15 protein-coding genes, 3 tRNA genes and 4 pseudogenes are annotated in these 18840 nt (G+C 61.4%); 19 read left to right on the top strand and 3 right to left on the bottom strand.

The window, feature by feature from the left end; all coding sequences use genetic code 11:
• Position 1: 1 nt before the first annotated feature.
• Positions 2 to 862 (bottom strand): LysR family transcriptional regulator, encoded by an 861-nt coding sequence (locus E2K80_RS08900; protein ID WP_135374675.1) that lies wholly within the window; start codon positions 860 to 862, stop codon positions 2 to 4.
• An 89-nt stretch (positions 863 to 951) separates the two neighbouring features.
• On the opposite strand from E2K80_RS08900, the gene E2K80_RS19105 reads away from it, so the two are divergent.
• Positions 952 to 1113 (top strand): hypothetical protein, encoded by a 162-nt coding sequence (locus E2K80_RS19105; RefSeq protein ID WP_168193148.1) that lies wholly within the window; start codon positions 952 to 954, stop codon positions 1111 to 1113.
• A 2-nt stretch (positions 1114 to 1115) separates the two neighbouring features.
• On the opposite strand, the gene E2K80_RS08895 is transcribed toward E2K80_RS19105, so the two are convergent.
• Positions 1116 to 1478 (bottom strand): SUF system Fe-S cluster assembly protein, encoded by a 363-nt coding sequence (locus E2K80_RS08895; RefSeq protein ID WP_135374673.1) that lies wholly within the window; start codon positions 1476 to 1478, stop codon positions 1116 to 1118.
• 152 nt (positions 1479 to 1630) lie between these two features.
• Here E2K80_RS08895 and E2K80_RS08890 point away from each other — a divergent pair, with 152 nt between their 5' ends.
• The 9 genes and pseudogenes from E2K80_RS08890 to E2K80_RS20060 all read left to right on the top strand — a co-directional run.
• A complete protein-coding gene (locus tag E2K80_RS08890; RefSeq protein WP_168193147.1) occupies positions 1631 to 2443 on the top strand; it encodes a class I SAM-dependent methyltransferase in 813 nt (270 codons plus the stop codon).
• Positions 2444 to 2504: 61 nt separating this feature from the next.
• Positions 2505 to 3634: pseudogene (gene tgt, locus E2K80_RS08885) on the top strand (tRNA guanosine(34) transglycosylase Tgt).
• A gap of 684 nt (positions 3635 to 4318) precedes the next feature.
• Entirely contained in the window at positions 4319 to 6727 is a 2409-nt protein-coding gene (gene lon / locus E2K80_RS08880) for an endopeptidase La (protein ID WP_135374669.1), read from the top strand.
• Between the two features lie 370 nt (positions 6728 to 7097).
• A complete protein-coding gene (locus E2K80_RS08875) occupies positions 7098 to 7529 on the top strand; it encodes an HU family DNA-binding protein (protein WP_135374667.1) in 432 nt (143 codons plus the stop codon).
• A gap of 13 nt (positions 7530 to 7542) precedes the next feature.
• A tRNA-Val gene (locus E2K80_RS08870) sits at positions 7543 to 7617 on the top strand.
• A gap of 485 nt (positions 7618 to 8102) precedes the next feature.
• Positions 8103 to 9041 (top strand): pirin family protein, encoded by a 939-nt coding sequence (locus tag E2K80_RS08865; protein WP_135374665.1) that lies wholly within the window; start codon positions 8103 to 8105, stop codon positions 9039 to 9041.
• 178 nt (positions 9042 to 9219) lie between these two features.
• Positions 9220 to 9296: transfer RNA gene (locus tag E2K80_RS08860), tRNA-Asp, on the top strand.
• Between the two features lie 36 nt (positions 9297 to 9332).
• Positions 9333 to 9409 (top strand) — tRNA-Asp (locus E2K80_RS08855).
• A gap of 324 nt (positions 9410 to 9733) precedes the next feature.
• Positions 9734 to 9850 (top strand): annotated as a pseudogene (locus tag E2K80_RS20060) (transposase); the annotation flags it as partial.
• A 267-nt stretch (positions 9851 to 10117) separates the two neighbouring features.
• Here E2K80_RS20060 and E2K80_RS08845 read toward each other — a convergent pair.
• Positions 10118 to 11137 carry an IS110 family transposase gene (locus E2K80_RS08845; protein ID WP_135373736.1) on the bottom strand — a complete coding sequence of 340 codons (1020 nt, stop codon included), beginning with the start codon at positions 11135 to 11137 and terminating at the stop codon, positions 10118 to 10120.
• Between the two features lie 65 nt (positions 11138 to 11202).
• Between E2K80_RS08845 and E2K80_RS19560 the strand changes: the two are divergent.
• From E2K80_RS19560 to E2K80_RS08795, 9 genes and pseudogenes are all read left to right on the top strand, one after another.
• Positions 11203 to 11373 (top strand): annotated as a pseudogene (locus E2K80_RS19560) (IS630-like element ISSpo6 family transposase); the annotation flags it as partial.
• A 91-nt stretch (positions 11374 to 11464) separates the two neighbouring features.
• A pseudogene (locus E2K80_RS19555) lies at positions 11465 to 12058 on the top strand (IS5 family transposase); the annotation flags it as partial.
• Between the two features lie 67 nt (positions 12059 to 12125).
• Positions 12126 to 13082, top strand: coding sequence for a TRAP transporter substrate-binding protein DctP (dctP, locus tag E2K80_RS08825; RefSeq protein WP_168193144.1), 957 nt, complete (start codon positions 12126 to 12128; stop codon positions 13080 to 13082).
• A gap of 8 nt (positions 13083 to 13090) precedes the next feature.
• Positions 13091 to 13576: a TRAP transporter small permease gene (locus E2K80_RS08820; protein ID WP_168193143.1), complete on the top strand. Its 486-nt coding sequence runs from the start codon at positions 13091 to 13093 to the stop codon at positions 13574 to 13576.
• Positions 13573 to 14847 carry a TRAP transporter large permease gene (locus E2K80_RS08815; RefSeq protein WP_135374657.1) on the top strand — a complete coding sequence of 425 codons (1275 nt, stop codon included), beginning with the start codon at positions 13573 to 13575 and terminating at the stop codon, positions 14845 to 14847. The genes E2K80_RS08820 and E2K80_RS08815 overlap by 4 nt, the downstream gene beginning before the upstream one ends.
• A gap of 7 nt (positions 14848 to 14854) precedes the next feature.
• Positions 14855 to 15634 carry an IclR family transcriptional regulator gene (locus E2K80_RS08810; RefSeq protein WP_135374655.1) on the top strand — a complete coding sequence of 260 codons (780 nt, stop codon included), beginning with the start codon at positions 14855 to 14857 and terminating at the stop codon, positions 15632 to 15634.
• 1 nt (position 15635) lies between these two features.
• Entirely contained in the window at positions 15636 to 16421 is a 786-nt protein-coding gene (locus E2K80_RS08805) for an enoyl-CoA hydratase/isomerase family protein (RefSeq protein ID WP_135374653.1), read from the top strand.
• A 3-nt stretch (positions 16422 to 16424) separates the two neighbouring features.
• The gene (locus E2K80_RS08800; RefSeq protein WP_210405449.1) at positions 16425 to 17630 is read left to right on the top strand and encodes a carbohydrate ABC transporter substrate-binding protein; all 1206 of its coding nucleotides are present in this window, start codon (positions 16425 to 16427) and stop codon (positions 17628 to 17630) included.
• Positions 17631 to 17633: 3 nt separating this feature from the next.
• Complete coding sequence (locus tag E2K80_RS08795; RefSeq protein ID WP_135374650.1) at positions 17634 to 18839, top strand: CaiB/BaiF CoA transferase family protein; 1206 nt, start codon at positions 17634 to 17636, stop codon at positions 18837 to 18839.
• Position 18840 lies beyond the last annotated feature (1 nt).

The following is an 18840-nucleotide window of genomic DNA, read 5'->3' as shown; positions in this document are numbered from 1 at the left end:
CTTAGGCGACCGGGGCCGGTTGCTCAAGGGTTGCGGGCGTAGATGTGAAAAACCGGGCCAATGCGGTCAGGGCGGCGCGCACCGGCGGCTCGTGGCGGCCTTCATGATGGCTGACCAGCCAGCGTTCCATGCAAAGCTCGGGGATCGGGTCGGACAGGCGGATCAGGCCGGGCGCGCCATCGCCCACAGGAAGGGGCAGCACCACGCGGCCAACGCCCGCGCGGGCCATCTGATAGGCGAAGAGCGGCAGGTTGGAACGGGTGACAATCTGCGCGCCGTGATGAGCCTCGACCCATTGGGCCGAGCGGGTGGCGGCGGCGTCATCGGCGGGGCCGATCCAGCCGGTGATCGCCTTATCCGTCGCATAGATCGCAAATTCGGTGGTGCCGACGCGCTGACCGGCCAGCCAGGGTTGTTCCGGCCGGCGGTTGCGAATGCCGATATCAATCTCGCGGCGGGCGATATCCATCGGCAGTTCACAGTGGATGAATTCCGGCAGCCAGGGGGCATCCGGGCGCCAGATTTCGTCAAGCCGTTCAGAGATATGCAGCGCCGTCCAGGTGCCTGCCGAGATGCGCACCGGAACCGGCCCGGTGGATGTCTGCCGCCATTGGGAGATATCGGCGGCAGCGGTTTCCATCCGCTGGATTTTATCCCAAAGGGTCCGCCCCTCGGCTGTCAGGGTGTAGCCGGACGCACCATGCAGAAACAGGCGGCGGCCAAGCCGGGCCTCGAAAGCGCGCATCCGGCGGCTGAGCGTGGCGGTGCTGACACCACTGGTCTGCGCGGCGCGGGCGATGCCGCCGGTGCGGGCGACGGCGGCGAAATAGGCGTAATCATCCCAATGGGGCTGGCTTTCCATTTTTGCAACTCCAATCGCGGTTCCGGCATCTGCAGGCGGAGGGGGCTGGCAGATATGTATCTCCTGTAGATTAAGCACAGGAGGCCATAATGATGTCCGTAATCAGATCAATTGATATCGAAGATCAGCCCTGGACGGAATACCAGAAAGAACAGGCCGTGTTTGCAAAAATGCAAATGGAGTTGCGGGTATGGTGGCCAAAACGGCTGTATCATGCGCTGCGGCGGCGGCTGTTGCAATCAGGGCGCTGACCCTACATGAAGCCCAGTTCAAGCCGGGCTTCATCGCTCATCATGTCCATGCCCCAGGGCGGTTCCCAGGTCAGTTGAACATTGACGGTCTTGACCCCGTCCAGAGGCTCGATCGCCTCGGCCACCCAGCCCGGCATCTCACCGGCCACGGGACAGCCCGGGGCGGTCAGCGTCATGGTCACATCCACATCGCTTTCGGGTCCGATCTCAACCGTATAGACCAGACCCAGATCATAGATATTCACTGGAATTTCAGGATCATAGACGGACCGGCAAGCCTCGACCACGCTGTCATATAACGGGTGATCCGTGCTGGAGGGCCTGATTAGGGGCGTGCCTTCAAGATGCTCTGGGCTTTGGGTCATGGCGGCTTTCACTGCGCGATTGTTGACAGAAGATATAAGGATTGGAACGGGGGCCGTAAAGGGCCGCTGCGATGCGCAAAAGAGTTGCTTGTTGCGCGCTGGCGCGCATGTGAAGCTGGGTTTTCATGTTTGCGGCGGAGGAGAGGGCCGATATGGACTGGTTGGAGATTGCGCGCCCCTGGCTTGCGCATGAACGTGAGATCGAATTGTCCCATGCCCCGGTGTTGCAGGCTCTGATGGCGCGGACAAATCTGCGTGAAGGCAGCCGGGTTCTGGATATCGGGATCGGGTCGGGTGCCAGCCTGTTGGCGGCGGCAGAGGCCGTGGGGGCCGAGGGGCATGTGCTGGGCCTTGATATTGCGCCGCCTTTGGCCGCCCGCGCGGCTGAACGTGCCCCTGCCCATGCGGAAGTTGCGCTGGGCGATGCCCAGACCCATGCTTTTGCGCCCGCTGCGGTCGATACGGTGATTTCCATGTTCGGCGTGATGTTCTTTGCCGATCCGGTGGCGGCGTTTCGCAACATCCGCTCGGCCGTGAAACCGCAGGGCAGGCTTTGCTTTGCCTGTTGGGCGGACCGCTCTGCAAACCCATGGTTCAGCGTGTCTGCCGAGGCTGCCGCAAGTGTTATGGGGCCGGGGGATACGCCGGATGATCCTCATGCGTCCGGTCCTTTCGCCTTTGCGGATGCGGCGCGCGTCCTGGCGATTTTGCAGGCTGCGGGCTGGCAGGCAGAGGTCAGCACCCGCGATCTGCATCTGACCCCCGGCTGCACTGCGGTGGCGCTGGCCGATCTGCATACAGGGATCGGCCCGGCAACGCGACGGTTGCGGCAGGAGAATGCGGATGAGGCGACACGGAATGCGGTGCGCGCCGCGCTGGTCGCGGGGTTTGCCGGGTTTGAAGAGGCGGGCATGGTGCGGGTGCCCGCGCGCGTGCATCTGTTCCACGCGGTCAATCCGGGCTGAGCCTGCCGATTAAACCTGCCGGGGCTTTGCCAATCCGGGCAATTGGCGCTATCGGGGCCGAATGACCAAATCGTTTTCTTTCGCGTTGACCGCAACCGATGACCGGGCCCGGACGGGTCTGATCTCCACCCCCGGGGCGATATCCGCACACCGGCCTTCATGCCCGTGGGCACGGCGGCCACGGTCAAGGCGATGCTGCCGGAACATGTGCGCGCCACCGGTGCCGATATTCTGCTGGGCAACACCTATCACCTGATGCTGCGCCCGGGGGCGGAGCGGGTCGCGCGTCTGGGCGGGCTGCACCGGTTCATGAACTGGGACAGGCCGATTCTGACCGATAGCGGCGGGTTTCAGGTGATGAGCCTGGCGGATCTGAGAAAGCTGACGGAAGAAGGCGTCAGTTTCAAATCCCATATCGACGGGTCCAGACATATGCTCAGCCCGGAACGCAGCATGGAGATTCAGAAGCTCTTGGGCTCTGATATCGTGATGTGTTTTGACGAATGCCCGGCCCTGCCCGCGGATCGTGACAGCATTGCCAACAGCATGCGCCTGTCGATGCGATGGGCCGCGCGCTCGCGGGAGGCGTTTGGCGACCGGCCGGGCCATGCGTTGTTTGGCATCCAGCAAGGCGGGCTGGAACAGGATTTTCGTGCGGAAAGTGCAGAGGCGCTGAAAAGCATCGGGTTTGACGGCTATGCGGTGGGCGGCCTGGCCGTGGGCGAAGGGCAGGCGGCGATGTTCGACTGTCTGGACTATGCCCCCGATATGTTGCCGCAGGATAAACCGCGTTATCTGATGGGGGTGGGCAAGCCCGATGATATTGTGGGCGCGGTGAAACGCGGGATTGATATGATGGATTGCGTGTTGCCCTCCCGCTCTGGCCGGACGGGGCAGGCCTTCACCCGGCGCGGTGTGGTGAACATCAAGAATGCCCGCCATGCAGAGGACCCGCGCCCGTTGGATGAAAGCTGTTCCTGCCCCGCCTGCACGCAGTATTCGCGGGCCTATCTGCACCATGTGTTCCGGTCTGGCGAGATCATCTCTTCCATGCTGATGACATGGCATAATCTGCATTATTTCCAGATCCTTATGCAGGAAATGCGTGATGCGATCGCCGGAGGCCTGTTTGAAAGCTGGGAGGCCGGGTTTCATGCGGCGCGGGCCGAGGGCGATATTGAGCCGCTTTAAGGGGGCAGAGGATCCATCTTCGCAGGGGCATAAAAAGTCATAAGACAAGCGCAATCGTTTTACTCTGAACCACCCTGCATCACCTTCCCACCCGGCGGCACCGCCGGGCAGCGCCCGCACAGCCCGCACGGGGCGGGCGCTTCGCTTCCTGCCCCTCGATCCGGACGCTGCCCTCTGCGCAATGTATATGGCGCAGAATTTTGGGTGGGTGATTTAGGGTCAGGACCTAAAGCACCCTGCCTTAAACTTGAATCACAAATACCCTGCCACGCTTCGCGTTCTCGGGACATTTGTGATGCGCGATGTCTCAGGTTTAAGGCAGCATGCTGTATTCATTCCGTGTAACATGCCTGCCTGTTTTGCAGGCGGTGCTGTGTCTTGTGCTGATCACGATCTGTGGAGATGTTGATCCGTTTGTAGCCCGCGGAGATCAAATGATCGGGAAACCAGACCCCGCTATTGCCTGTACACCCCCATATTTTGTGGTTTTTTCATGTGGACAACCCAGATCGTGATAAATGTTGCGTTTACCTGACATGCGGCTTGCGCTAAGTGAAAGTCTCATGCGCGGTTGAATTCGCCCCGCCACTGCCCCAGATTAAAACCTCCTGAACCGGAGAGGGCCAGGGGGGCTGCTGCCAAGTCAGGGCCTCGTGCCCTCTTGCCAAGAATAAGGAAGGCAAGATGCCTGAAAATCAGACAATATATCCCGTCCTGCCCCTGCGCGATATCGTAATGTTCCCGCATATGATGGTGCCGCTGTTCGTCGGCCGCGAAAAATCCGTGCGGGCGCTGGAAGAGGTGATGGCCGATGACAAGCAGATATTGCTGTCAGCGCAGATCGACCCGGGTGTCGATGACCCCACCACCGAAGGCATTTACCGGATTGGTGTGCTGGCCAATGTGCTGCAATTGCTGAAATTGCCCGATGGAACCGTGAAGGTGCTGGTCGAGGGCCGGGCGCGTGTGCAGATCACCGGTTTTGCCGACAACCCGGAATTTTTCGAGGCCAGCGTTGCACCGCTGGAGGAAACCCCGGGGGATCAGGCCTCGGTGACCGCGCTGTTGCGGTCGGTCGGCGAAGAATTTGAACGTTACGCCAAGGTGAAAAAGAACATCCCCGAAGAAGCGCTGAGTTCCGTCGCTGAAACGCAGGATCCCGCCAAACTGGCCGATCTGGTGTCGGGTCATCTTGGCATCGAGGTGCATCAGAAGCAGGAGCTTCTGGAAACGCTGGATGTGGGCGAGCGGATGGAGAAGGTCTTTGGCCTGATGCAGGGCGAAATGTCTGTCCTGCAGGTTGAGAAAAAGATCAAGACCCGCGTCAAATCCCAGATGGAGCGGACACAGCGCGAATATTATCTGAACGAACAGATGAAGGCGATTCAGCGGGAGCTGGGCGATGGTGAGGAAGGCGCGGGCGAAGTGGCCGAGCTGGAAGAGAAAATCGCCAAAACCAAGCTGTCGAAAGAGGCCCGCGAAAAGGCCGAAGGCGAGATCAAGAAGCTGAAAAGCATGTCACCGATGAGCGCCGAGGCGACCGTGGTGCGCAATTATCTCGACTGGATGCTGTCGATCCCCTGGGGGGTGAAATCCCGGGTGAAGAAAGATCTGGGCCGGGCCGAAAAGGTGCTGGATGACGATCATTACGGGCTTGAGAAGGTCAAGGAACGGATCGTGGAATATCTGGCGGTGCAGCAACGCTCGAAAAAGCTGAAAGGGCCGATCCTGTGTCTTGTCGGACCACCGGGCGTGGGCAAAACCTCGCTTGGCAAATCCGTGGCGAAAGCCACCGGGCGGGAGTTCATTCGCATCTCGCTGGGCGGTGTGCGCGACGAAAGCGAGATCAGAGGCCACCGGCGGACCTATATCGGCTCGATGCCGGGCAAGATCATCCAGTCGCTGAAAAAGGCGAAAACCACCAACCCGCTGATCCTGCTCGATGAGATCGACAAGATGGGGCAGGATTTCCGGGGGGACCCGGCCTCGGCCATGCTGGAAGTGCTGGACCCGGAACAGAACGGCACATTCGTCGATCATTACATGGAGGTGGAATACGACCTGTCGAATGTGATGTTCCTGACCACGGCAAACTCCTACAACATGCCCGGCCCGCTTCTGGACCGGATGGAGATCATTCCGCTGGCTGGCTATACCGAGGATGAAAAGGCCGAGATCGCCAAACAGCATCTGATCGCCAAACAGGTCAGGAACCACGGTCTGAAAGCGGCCGAGTTCACCCTGACGGACGGGGCGCTGACCGATATCATCCGCTATTACACCCGCGAGGCGGGGGTGCGGAACCTGGAACGTGAGATCGCCAAACTGGCGCGCAAGGCCGTCACCATGATTGTGCGCGGCGCGGCTGACACCGTCACCGTGACGCCGGACAATCTGGAAGACATGCTGGGTGTGCGACGGCATAAATTCGGCCTGGCCGAGGATGATCACCAGATCGGGGTTGTGACCGGTCTGGCCTGGACATCCGTGGGCGGCGATCTGTTGTCGATCGAGGCATTGCGCCTGCCGGGCAAGGGCCGGATGAAGACCACCGGCAAGCTGGGCGATGTGATGAAGGAGTCGATTGATGCAGCTTCGTCCTTCGTGCGGTCAATCAGCCCGTCCATCGGGGTGAAACCGCCGAAATTCGACACGATCGACATCCATGTCCATGTGCCCGAAGGCGCGACGCCAAAGGACGGGCCCAGTGCCGGTGTGGCCATGGTCACCTCGATTGTGTCGGTCCTGACCAAGATACCGGTCCGCAAGGATATCGCCATGACCGGCGAGGTCACCCTGCGCGGCAATGTGTTGCCCATCGGCGGGTTGAAGGAAAAGCTGCTGGCCGCGCTGAGGGGCGGGATCAAGACCGTGCTGATCCCGGCGGAGAATGAAAAGGACCTGCCCGAGATACCCGACAATGTGAAAGCGGGGCTGAAGATCATCCCTGTGTCCCATGTGACCGAGGTGTTGCGCCATGCGCTGATCGAGACGCCGGAGCCGGTGGAATGGGATGAGGCGGCCGAGGAAGCCGCCGCTGCCCAGGCCGCCCTGAAGAACAGCTCTGGCGGCAGCGGCGCCGTCGCGCATTAAGCTCAAAACACCGAAAAAGGCGCGTCCCACCCGGGCGCGCCTTTGCCGTTTGCGGGGGCTGACTATGGCAATACTCGCATCACCCTCGCGCCCGGCGGCACCGCCGGGCAGCGCCTGTACCGCCGCCACGGGGCGCGGGCGCTTCTCGCCCACTCCTCGGTTCGGGCGATGCCCTCCGCGCAATGTATATGGTGCAGAAATTTGGGTGAGTGATTTAGTATTCATTCGATGCATCGGGCCTGCCCCGGATGATCAAATGCCTTGTTGTGTAAGCCACAGGTCTGACCGGTTTTGTCACCGGGGCTGGCCGTATCGCCTATAGACCGTTAACATTTATGACAGCTCAAACAATAAGCAGGGGTCCACTCCCATGGCCACAGCCGCAAAGCCACGCAAATCGACGCCCGCCGGGCGCCGCCCCCGGAAATCACCCGCGACGGCCAGTGCGGCCAAAGCAAAGGTGAAAAAGAAAGAGATATTGCCGGTTCAGAAGAGGGCTGCGGCTGCACAGGCGGAGGACCTGCCGGACACCAAGCCCGAGAAATTCAAACGCGGCGATCTGATCAATGCCGTGGCCGCGCGCAGCCCGGTGAAGCGCAGCGATCTGCGCCTGACGGTGGAACTGGTACTGGACGAGTTGGGCAAGGCGCTGGACAGTGGCAAGGATCTGGTGATCCCGCCCCTTGGAAAGATCACGGTCAAACGCCGCAACCCGGCGAAAAACGGTGATATTCTGGTCAGCCGGATCAAGCTGCACAAGGCGGCGTCCGAAGGTCTTGCGGATGAGGGCGAGGACAGCTAGAAACCCGCTCTACGGGTGATTAGCTCAGTGGTAGAGCGCTTCGTTCACATCGAAGATGTCGGGAGTTCAAATCTCTCATCACCCACCATCCCCACACTTAATAAAATCAATTACTTATCAAAGCCCATCGCTTCTCGGCATGGTAACTCTGCAAAAAGATGATAATTGAATGGCGTTCGAACAATCGCTTAGCACTCTGTTGAGCGTATCCTATAGCGCAAGACCATAATCCTGCAACGCATAGGCATTGCACGAGGGCATCGCCCGAACCGAGGGGAGGGCGAGAAGCGCCCGCCCCGTGGGGGCGGCTCAGACGCTGCCCGGCGGGGCCGCCGGGCGGAAGGGTGATACGGGTGTTTCAGAATTTCAGTCCGAATCTATAATCATCTATTCTACGCTTCTGCCCGCTACCTTTAGGTCGCGCAGGTCCAGATATGGGCAGGCAGCTACAGCAACGAGTTCAAACGCGATCCCCGTGCATCTGCGCACAAATCCTGTTCCCTCACCGGCCTGCCCAAACCGGGCTCAACATTGTATTTTCCGTCAACCAACCCCGTTTGCCGGAGCGCTGATATGAGCTGGAACCCCGCCCTTGACCCGGAATACCCCATCGGCGATGCCGTGGATGCCATCGAAACCGTGATCGTGCCCCGGGCCCGGGATCTGGGCAATTTCGAGGTGCGCCGGGCGCTGCCCGCGCCGAAACGGCAGATGGTCGGCCCGTTCATCTTTTTCGACCAGATGGGCCCGGCGGAGTTTGTTACCGGTCAGGGGGTGGATATCCGCCCGCATCCCCATATCGGCCTGGCCACGGTCACCTATCTTTTCAGGGGCAGCTTTCACCACCGCGACAGTCTGGGCACGGATCAGTGGATCGACCCGGGCGCGGTGAACCTGATGACTGCGGGCCATGGCATCACCCATTCGGAACGGGTGGATGGCGCGGTGCTGAAGGCGCCCTATACGCTGTTCGGCATCCAGACCTGGATCGCTTTGCCGAAAGGGGCGGAGGATGGTCCGGCGGCGTTTGTGCATGCGGGCAAATCCGATCTGCCGCTGCTGGAGGGGGAGGGCAAGGAACTGCGCCTGATCCTGGGCCGGGCTTATGGCGCAGGCGCACCGGTCAAGACCGCGTCCGAGATGTTCTATGCGGATGCGGCTTTGCAACCGGGGGCGAAACTGCCGATGCCCGAGGATCACGAGGATCGGGGCGCCTATGTGGTCTCCGGCACGGTTGAGGTGGCGGGGCAAAGCTTCGGGGCCGGGCAGATGATGGTATTCCGGCCCGGCGACCGGGTCTCGATGACGGCGGGGGCAGAAGGTGCGCGGGTGATGATTCTGGGCGGCGAAACGCTGGAGGGTCCGCGCCATATCTGGTGGAATTTCGTCGCCTCCTCGAAAGAGCGGATCGACGAGGCGAAAGAGGCCTGGCGGCAGGGTGACTGGCAGCATAGCCGGTTCCAGCTGCCGCCCGGGGATGATCAGGAGTTCATTCCCCTGCCTGAAAGATGAATGGGGCAGGGCGGCTGCTCATGGACTGGGGAAAGCCCGTCCGCAAGGGCGCGGCCCGCGCCGGGAAAGCCTGCAATGGGACATGGGTATTTTTGCCGGTTTGCCCGCTTGACGGGAGCCGATGCGCAGCATAGACCACACGGCACGCCAAGACGGATCTCCCGCTGGCGGATGGTGAGCGGTTGTAGCTCAGTTGGTTAGAGTACCGGCCTGTCACGCCGGGGGTCGCGGGTTCGAGTCCCGTCAACCGCGCCACCACCATCCGACCCGGCTGCTGAATTGCGCGCCTGTGCGGTTGTAGCTCAGTTGGTTAGAGTACCGGCCTGTCACGCCGGGGGTCGCGGGTTCGAGTCCCGTCAACCGCGCCAGACCGGAGTCAGGTCGAACTCCGACGAGGTGCAAGCTGTTCTTAGGGTCAGGCCCCCTTAAATCCATGCCATCAGTCTGGCAGATTTTTCGCGTGACGAGGCGCAGGGCTGCCGGAATAGTGGTTCTATTTCAAAGGCCTGCAACGATGCTCACGCGGGACATCCGCCAAACCCGAAGGGCGCCGATTTCACATCATCTCAGCGGCGTGCGCCGCTTGACCGTAGAACACCTATGGCCGGCGCGACGCAACCCACTGATATGTCGTGAAATCGGCGCTGACGGTATGGATTTAAGGGGGCCATCGACCAGAACTCGAACCAGGCACTGTTGTCATCCTCGACACCCTCGCGACACACAGGAATGCCGCAGCCGCCAAAGCCATGCGCGACGCCGGATGCGGGTTCCTGTTCCTGCCGCCCTACAGCCCTGACCTGACCTGACCTGACCTGACCTGAACCCGTGTATGGTTGGCTCCTGCATGGCAAGGGTTTTGTAAGCTTCTGGCATCTGGTCGGCTGCGGCCATGTATTCGGCGTCGTTCTGCAGCAAATGTGCTGCGCGCCATGATGAATGTCCGCGTCGGCTGAAGGCTCCCACTCAATCGAACGCGCTCGGCGGCGCTTCGGATTCATCGGGGTGTTCCTGTTCGCCGTTTCCGTCATTTCGCCATCACCTCACGTTGGCCTTACCATTCTTTGAGACCCTTCTCAGCCGGGTACTTCTCCGACCTGCGGTCTATAGCTCGTTCCGTCACGCAAAAGCGCAAAGATGGTTCTTGCCATGCGCCTCGCCAAGGCGATCGCAACGACCCTTGTCTCCTTTGTCGCCAGCTTTCGCGACAGCCAGTCGGTGCCCATGTGGCGACTTCTGCGCCGGACCATGATCTGCGCCATGGCCCCAAGGTAAAGCAGGCGCCGGATATAACGGTTGCCCATCTTCGAGATGCCACCGCTTCGGGGCTTCCCGCCGGTCGAGTGCTGCTTCGGCGTCAGGCCGAGCCAGGCAGCATAGTCCCGCGCCGAGCCGAAATTGCTGACATCCGGTGTCGTTGCGGCAATCGCGGTTGCGGTCAGCACGCCGACGCCTGGGATCGATGCCAGACGGCGGCTCACTTCGTTGTGCCGGTGAACCTCCTTGATCTCGTCGGTCAGCTGCTCGATTCGCGATTGCGTCTCTGCCAGTTGATCGAACAACACCCGGAGCGGAAGGCGCGCGGCCTCGGGCAAGGCGTCCAACTCCTCTGCCAGGCTCGCGACGCGCTTTGATCCCTTCGCCGTAACGATACCAAACTCAGCCATGTGAGCGCGGATCGCGTTGCCGGTTTGCGTGACCTGACCGACGAGAAAATCCCGCGCCCGGTGCAGGACAAGCGCCGCGGAGTCCGCCTCGCTCTTCACGGGAACAAACCGCATCGAAGGCCGGGTGACCGCTTCGCAGATTGCCTCCGCATCGGCCGCATCTGTCTTGTTCCGCTTGACGTAGGGCTTCACATAGGACGGCGGCATCAGTCGGACCGCGTGGCCCATCTCTTGTCGTTGTCGTCCCCAGTGATGGGATCCCGAACACGCCTCGATGCCGATCAGGCATGCTGGGCGCTCTTCGAAGAACGTGAGAAACTGACCTCTCCGCAGCTGACGCCGAACCACAACATTCCCGTCGCAATCAACGCCATGGATCTGTATGACATTCTTGGCGAGGTCGACGCCGACTGTGCTAACTTCATTCATGGATGGCTCCTCAAGTTGGGACAATGACACCCCATCATGGCGCATCGCGACGCCGGGAGCAGGAGCCATCCACACCATCAATTGAGATGGCGTTCTCGAAACTCAAAGCACACCTACGCAGGATCGGCGCTCGAACCTTCACTGACACGTTCCACGCTCTCACAGAAATCTGTGACCTCTACACGCCAGACGAATGCTGGAACTACTTTAAGGCTGCCGGATATGTCTCAAGTTAAAAGTCGGATGACCTGAGCTAGGCGGCGTCTGCATTTAGGGGATTCCCAAATCGTCATCTGTTTGATTCAAGGTCGAAAACGGGAGGTGATCTTGAGCAGACGGGTTTTGACAGACAGGCAATGGGCGATCATCGAACTTTTGGTTCCATGCAAGCAAGGGGATCGGGGGAGAACGGGCGCGGACAACCGGTTGTTCTTGGATGCGATCCTTTGGCTGGCGCGTGGTGCATCGCCCTGGCGCGACCTGCCGCCGGAATTAGGGAACTGGCGCACGGTCCATTCCCGGCTCCGTCGCTGGAGTGAGCCATGGGAACGCCATCGGTCCGAGAGACGATGGCGAACGCGGGGGTTTGGGAGAATCTTTTCAAAGCGTTAAGCCAAGACCCGGACTTCGAATACGTGCTTGTCGACGCCACCATCTGCAAGACGCATGCGGACGCCACGTCTCAAAACCCTCTCGGCAGATTGCTTGCGCAATCGCCTGCCGGTCAATGGGGGGCTTGAAGCTGCCGGTATTGGCCGCTCCAAAGGCGGCCTGACCACCAAAATCCACGCTGCGGTCGATGCCCTCGGCCTGCCCATTCGGACGATCATTACACCCGGTCAGTGGGGTGACAGCCCGCAGGCGCGCGGGCTGATCGAAGGGCTTACAGCAGCCCAGCACGTCATCATGGATGCCGCCTACGTCGGCTCTCGCGCTTTCCGTTGCGGCTGGCAGTGCATTCGCGGATACAACCATCCGTTTCGCTCACATGAATTCCGAAGGCCACTTCGTGAATGAAGCAGGCACCGCGATGGCAGAGGCCGTGACCGAACGGACCGGCGGTGCCGTCACCATCGAGATGTTCCCGTCCGGTCAGCTCGGCGAGAACTCGCAGATCACAGAACAGATCACGCTGGGTGGCGATCTGATCGGGCAGGTCGGCCCCGGCACCATCGCCAACTACGTGCCGGATTTCGGCGTGATGGTTTATCCGTTCATGTATGCGGACTACAGCGATGCAGAACGACTGCTGGGCAGCGACCTGTGGGCTGGTATCGAGGCGCAGGCCGAAGAGCAGCACAACATCAAGGTGCTGTGCTATTTCGCCTTCGGCATCCGCGATCTCTATACGCGCGAAACCCCGGTTGCCGTGCCGGAAGACATGTCCGGCCTGCGCATGCGCGTCCAGCCTGTGACCATCTACACCGAGATGGTTCGTCAGGTTTTTGACGCCGCGCCGACCCCGATGCCTTGGCCCGAGGTTTACAGCGCCTTCGCACAAGGCGTGATCGCGGCAGGCGAAGCTCCGCCCGCCGCGATCCTCGATCAGCGTCACCACGAGCACGCGAACTACCTTATCCAGACTAACCACATCCTGGACCTCTCGCCCATTGTGATGAGTGCAAGCCTTTACAATGGCCTGAGCGAAGAGAACCAGATGATCGTGCAGGAAGAGGCTGACAACGCCTGCGCCATCATGACCGACACCGCGCTGAGCGGCTATCAGGCTGGCATCGACGAGCTGGAATCGCTCGGCATGACGATCATCTCCGACATCGACTTGTCGCTCTTCGCCGCCCGCGCTGGCGGCATGCCGAGAGCTTCCCGGAGTGGACCGACGGTGTCTTTGATGCTGCACGCGCGGTTATCGAAGCCGAGTAAGCTAAACTATAGTTGCGGAGCCGGGAATCTCCCGGCTCCGCATGTTTACATTTGCTCGCTATGAGGTCGTCGATGAAACTCTACAAGTGGCTCGGCAATGCCGAATTTGCAGTCGTGGGATTGTTGATGATTGCAATGGTTGTGCTCGTCGTTGTGGCCGTGTTTATGCGCTACGTCGTCGTTGCGCCTTTGATATTTTCCTTCGATCTGTCGACCTTGCTATTTGCATGGATCGTGTTTCTGGGCCTCGCGCTTGCCGAGCGCAATCAGGCCCATCTTGCCGTGACGGTGGCTGGCCAGCTGCTTCCGTCGCGGGCTGCGCGCGTCTTGCGCCTGACACGGCAGCTTTTGCTCATCGTCGTTTCCATTTTCGTCACCTGGTACGGGTGGAAGCTGTTCCAGCGCGCCGGGATGACCATTCCGTCCATGCGGATTTCGATCGGCTGGCTTTACGCGAGCTTACCCATCGGTTTCGCACTCCTGACTCTCGCTCAGATCGTGACCTTCGCGCGTATTCTGATTTGCGACGATTTCGACAATGAGGCGACCGACCCATGATGCTTGCGTTAACGGGGATCCTTTTCGTCGTTCTCGTCGCGGCGGGCGTTCCCATTGCCATGGTATTTCTAGCCTTGACGGGCCTGTGGATCGCGGTCGAACCGGCGATCCTCGATGTGGTCGCGGCGCAGCGCCTCGTCGCTGGTACGCAGAGCTTCCCGCTCCTGGCCATTCCTCTTTTTATCCTCACCGGTGAGTTGATGAACATCTCGGGTATCACCCGGCGGGTGATGAAATTCGCCCGTATCCTGACTGATGGCATCACCGGCGGCATTGCCAAGACCAACGTGCTTTTGTCCACGCTTCTGTCGGGCATGTCGGGGTCGGCCAATGGCGATGCGGCCATGCAAGCCAAGATCCTCGTGCCGGAAATGACCTCACGCGGTTATCCGCTCGCCTTCTCGACAGTGGTAACTGCCAGCTCCGCGCTGATTGCGCCGCTGATCCCGCCGGGCATCAGCCTGATCCTGTTCGGCTTCGTCACAGACACCTCGATTGGCGCGCTGTTTGCAGGTGCGATCATTCCAGGCCTGTTTCTGGCGGGCGCCATGCTCTGCCTTGTGCATGTGTTGAGCAAACGCGCCGGTTGGGATCCGGCCGTGCCGAAAGAGAACCGGAAAAAAGAGCCGCTTTTCCCAGCCTTCCTCAGCGCCTTGCCCGCGCTCTTGATGCCGATGCTGATCATTGTGGGGATCCGGGCCGGCATCTTCACGCCGTCGGAGGCCGGCGGTCTGGCGGTGGCCTATGCTCTGGCCTTCCTGCTCTTCTACCGCGAAGCCACCTTCGCGCAATTCCTGACCGCGCTGCGCTCGGCGATCATCTCGACCTCTGCCATCATGCTGGTGCTTGCGGCGTCTGCTGCGTTTACCTGGATTCTCACCTTCAAAGGGTTTCCGCGCGCCGTGGGCGAGGCCTTGTTGACAGCGACGAGCCAACCGCAGCTGATGCTCATCCTGATCGCCGTCATTCTCATCATCGCCGGCATGCTGGTCGAAGGCACCGCGCTGATCCTCGTGCTGGCCCCGATGCTCATGCCGGTGGTCAACGGCCTCGGGATCGAGCCGGTGCATTTCGGCGTGGTCTTCGTGTTCCTGATTCATATGGGGGGGATCACGCCGCCGGTCGGAACGGTGATGTTCACAACATGTACCATTACGCGCCTGCCGGTCACATCTTTTGCCCGCGCCGTGTTGCCTTTCCTTGGCCTCTTCGCCTTGGTGGCTTTGGTGCTGATCATGGTGCCGCAATTGTCGCTGCTACTGGGAGGTTGACGCCGATATGGGAAAACAAGACAAACCACCAGGGACATATCAGGCCCCGGCCGTAGACAAGGCGATCGACGTGTTGGAGTTCCTCGCCAAGCAACCGGAGGGGGCAACGAAAAAGGAACTCACGCAGGCGCTCGATAGATCGATCAGCGAGATCTACAGGATTATCCTCGCTCTCGAAAACCGCCGTTTCCTGTACAAGGATTCCGAAACAGACAGGTATCACCTGTCTCTGAGGATGTTTGAACTGTCTCACAAGTTCCCGCCAACGGCGCGCCTGATCCATGCAGCGCTTCCGGTGTTGGAAGAACTCGCGGGCGAGGCCCTGCAATCCTGCCACCTTGGTGTGGCCGAGGCCGACAAGCTGGTGATCATCGCTAGCGCCGAAAGCCCAATGCCGATGCATTACGGGGTCAAGACGGGCGCTTCCTTTCCGCTGCTCGAAACGGGGTCGGGCGTGGTTCTATCGGCCGATATCGCGCCGTCCCGCGCGACACGTCTGCTGGCCGATTTCTCGGAAGCGGAAAAGCAAGAATACCTCACCCGGTTCGAGGCAATCCGGAAAGCTGGCTATGAGGTGGGGCCAAGTAGCGTGGTCGACGGCATGACGAACATCGCCTTCGCGGTGCGTGACCATAACGACCGTTCTGTTGCGGCGATCACCGTTCCCTACCTTGCTCAATCGCGCGCCAACCAAAGCATTGAGGCTGTTACTGAAATGGCCAGGCGGGCGGCGGAAAGCTTGAGCGCGTCACTGGGCAGCCCGCCTTCTGAAAAGTTGGAGCAATGACATGCCGCTGATCGAGATCTCCAACCTGATGCCCGGTGTCCGGCAGTTGATGTTCAACCGGCCCGACAAGCTCAACGCGCTCTCCACGCCATTGATGGAAGAGTTCGACGCGGCGCTCGACGCGGCGGCGGATGATCCCGCGGTTCGCGTGATGGTTCTGCGCGGGGCCGGTGGAAAGGCCTTCGTCGCCGGGGCAGATATCGCCGAATACCAGGGCGACAAACGCGCGGAGTTCATCGCCTATCAGATGAACTCGCGCCGGGTTTTCGACAAACTCGAGCGGCTGCACAAGCCGGTGATCTGCGCGATCGACGGGTTTGCGCTTGGAGGCGGGTTCGAGATTGCGCTCTGCTGCGACATCATCCTGTGTGCCGAGGCGGCGCAGCTTGGCCTGCCCGAGGGGCGTCTTGGCCTCAACCCGGGCGGTGGCGGCACGCAGCGGCTGGTGCGCGCGGTGGGCAAATACGCCGCCTCCGACCTGATGCTGGCGGGCTGGCGCATGTCGGGTCAGCGGGCCTACGAGCTTGGGGTCGCGGCCGAGGTGACGGATGATCTGGACATGGCAGTGGCGAAACGGGCGCGGGCGTGCCTGAAGATCGCGCCGCTCGCGCAGGGTGAGATGAAGCGCCTGATGCGCGAAGGCGCTGATGCGCCGATCGAAAGCGCCAAGAGCTACGAGCAGGAGGTTCTGTTCCGGCTCTATTCCTCCGCCGACGGGCAGGAGGGCATCGACGCTTTCCTCGAAAAACGCGAACCGCAGTTCAAGGGGCAGTTCAAGGGGGTGTGAGCGGTGAGTTCCGATGTCTTGCAGATGGTTCGCGCCAGCGCCGAACGTATCCCGATCCAGCCGCCGAAATACAAAGGCCTGACGTGGGATCACCCTCGTGGGTATGATGCGCTTGCGGAGGCTGCGCGTCGTGTGAATGCGGGTCGGTCGGAGCCTTTGATCACCTGGGACAAGCAGCCTCTTGAAGGGTTTGAGAGCGCGCAGATCACCGATCTGACCGCGCGCTATGACTTGGTCGTGCTGGACCATCCGCATATCGGCGAGGCGGTGGCGGAGAATTGCCTGATCCCTCTGGAAGAGATGTTCAGCGCCGAGCAATTGGCGGACTGGGAGGCCGAGAGCGTTGGGCCGTCGTTCCGCTCCTACCAGTGGGACGGGTTGCACTGGGCCTTGCCCCTCGATGTCGCCACGCAGGTCGCTGCGCGCCGTCCCGACCGTATCGCCATCGCGCCAACCTCTTGGGACGAGATCGACGAGATCGCGCAAAGCTTGCCCGTGGCGCTGTCGCTTGGCGGGCCGCACGGGTTTTTGAATCTGATCTCGATGGCAGCCAGCGAGGGGGTGATCGTGGCCGGGGACGAGATGCTGCCTGATGCGGTAGCTTTGCCCGTGCTGGAACGCCTGCAGCGCCTTGCCCGCTTGGCGCCGCAAGGCACCGCCGAGATGAACCCGATTGCCCTGCTCGAAGCGATGGGACACAGTGACGAGATCGCGCTGATCCCGCTGGTCTTCGCCTATGTCACCTATGCCCGGGCGGGCCATGCGCCCCATGCGGTGGCGTTTTCCGATACGCCGCGCGCGCCGGGGGGTAAGGGCGGTGTCCTGGGCGGGACGGGGGTCGCCTTCTCGCGCCGCTGCATGCCAGATGCCGAGCTGCGTGCCCATACGGCCGCGCTCCTATCGCGCGACACGCAGCGCCAGCTCTTCCCCGAGTTTGGCGGCCAGCCCTCCGCGCGCAGCGCCTGGACCGACCCGGCCGTGAACGCGGCCTGGGGCAATTTCTATGCCGACACGCTGGAGACAGCCGAGCACGCCCTGCTGCGCCCGCGGTTTGACAGGTTCCCGGCCTTTACCAATGCCGCAGCTTCGCGGATACGTCTGGCGGTCGAAACCGGCGAAGACGAAACCAGAACTTTTTCCGACATCCGCGCCCTGTGGCGCGAGTCCCGCGCCAGTGCGCGCGGGGACCTAGACGACAAGCGAGACTGACCCATGACTGACAAAGCGCTTTCCCACATCACGATCCTGGATTTCTCGCATCTGCTGCAGGGGCCGTTCGCCACGCAGCAGCTGGCCGATATGGGCGCCAATGTGATCAAGATTGAGCGCCCCGGAGCGGGCGACCTGTTCCGCTCACTGACCTTCCGCAACAAATGGGTCGGCGACGGCGAAAGCCCGAACTTCCTTGCGTGGAACCGCAACAAGCGCAGCGTGGCGCTGAACCTCAAATCCCCCGAAGCCCGCGCGATGATCATGAAGATGGCCGAACAGGCCGACGTGGTGGTGCAGAATTTCCGCCCCGGCGTGATGGCACGGATGGGCTATGGCTATGAAGACTTCAAGGCCACGAACCCGCGCATCGTCTATTGCTCGGGCTCGGGCTATGGTGAGGACGGGCCTTACGTGAACCGCCCCGGACAGGACATGCTGGTGCAGGGCCTGACCGGCATCATGAGTGCAACAGGCCAGTCAGACAATCCGCCCACCCCAGTGGGGGCGGGCTTCTCCGACCAGGTCGGCGCGATGAACATGGTTTACGGCATCCTGACCGCGCTCTTGTGGCGCGAACGCTCCGGCAAGGGGCAGGAGGTCAAGGTCAACCTGCTCGCCGGGATGCTCGCCCACCAGAACCAGGAAATGGTCATGGCGATGAACTTCAACGAGGACTTCCAGCGCCCCAATTCCGGCATCGGCCACCCGGGTATGGACGCGCCCTTTGGCACCTACCCGACCAGCGACGGGTGGGTCACCATCGCGATGAGCCCCTACAAGACGCTTGTCGGCGTGCTCGGCAATAACGATCTGCTGCGCTTTGACGACCCTGAAACGCTGTTTGCCGAGCGTGACGCGGTGTGGCGCGCGCTGGCCGCGGAGACCGGCAAATGGAACACAGAAGACCTGATCGCGGCGCTGCTTGAGGCCGATATCTGGTGCGGCGAGGTGAAAACCCATCTCGAGGCCGCCGCCGACCCGCAGGTCGCGCATCTCGGGCTCATGCAAAGCTACGAGCACCCGCGCGCGGGCACCGTCAGGGTCGTCGGTCCCGCCGTCGGCTTCAGCGACACGCCCGCCGAAATCCAACGCCCGGCACCGCTCGTCGGTCAGCACACAAGCGAAGTGCTCAAGGAGTTCGGGATCACCGATGCGGACATTGACGCAGCAATCAAAACCGGTGCGGCAGAACAGGGTGCTTCGTAGA

The sequence above is a fragment of the Rhodophyticola sp. CCM32 genome, from assembly GCF_004751985.1.
In the GTDB taxonomy this organism is placed as follows: Bacteria; Pseudomonadota; Alphaproteobacteria; order Rhodobacterales; family Rhodobacteraceae; genus Rhodophyticola.
This window is presented reverse-complemented; position numbering and strand designations above follow the sequence as displayed.

Bases quoted from the DNA above. Each gene is read 5' to 3' on its own strand.
- E2K80_RS08890 (WP_168193147.1), top strand. From the start codon at position 1,631: ATGGACTGGTTGGAGATTGCGCGCCCCTGGCTTGCGCATGAACGTGAG.
- lon (WP_135374669.1), top strand. From the start codon at position 4,319: ATGCCTGAAAATCAGACAATATATCCCGTCCTGCCCCTGCGCGATATC.
- E2K80_RS08900 (WP_135374675.1), bottom strand. From the start codon at position 862: ATGGAAAGCCAGCCCCATTGGGATGATTACGCCTATTTCGCCGCCGTC.
- E2K80_RS08895 (WP_135374673.1), bottom strand. From the start codon at position 1,478: ATGACCCAAAGCCCAGAGCATCTTGAAGGCACGCCCCTAATCAGGCCC.
- E2K80_RS08820 (WP_168193143.1), top strand. From the start codon at position 13,091: ATGAAACTCTACAAGTGGCTCGGCAATGCCGAATTTGCAGTCGTGGGA.
- dctP (WP_168193144.1), top strand. From the start codon at position 12,126: ATGAATTCCGAAGGCCACTTCGTGAATGAAGCAGGCACCGCGATGGCA.
- E2K80_RS08815 (WP_135374657.1), top strand. From the start codon at position 13,573: ATGATGCTTGCGTTAACGGGGATCCTTTTCGTCGTTCTCGTCGCGGCG.
- E2K80_RS08865 (WP_135374665.1), top strand. From the start codon at position 8,103: ATGAGCTGGAACCCCGCCCTTGACCCGGAATACCCCATCGGCGATGCC.
- E2K80_RS08805 (WP_135374653.1), top strand. From the start codon at position 15,636: ATGCCGCTGATCGAGATCTCCAACCTGATGCCCGGTGTCCGGCAGTTG.
- E2K80_RS08845 (WP_135373736.1), bottom strand. From the start codon at position 11,137: ATGAATGAAGTTAGCACAGTCGGCGTCGACCTCGCCAAGAATGTCATA.
- E2K80_RS08810 (WP_135374655.1), top strand. From the start codon at position 14,855: ATGGGAAAACAAGACAAACCACCAGGGACATATCAGGCCCCGGCCGTA.
- E2K80_RS08795 (WP_135374650.1), top strand. From the start codon at position 17,634: ATGACTGACAAAGCGCTTTCCCACATCACGATCCTGGATTTCTCGCAT.
- E2K80_RS19105 (WP_168193148.1), top strand. From the start codon at position 952: ATGATGTCCGTAATCAGATCAATTGATATCGAAGATCAGCCCTGGACG.
- E2K80_RS08875 (WP_135374667.1), top strand. From the start codon at position 7,098: ATGGCCACAGCCGCAAAGCCACGCAAATCGACGCCCGCCGGGCGCCGC.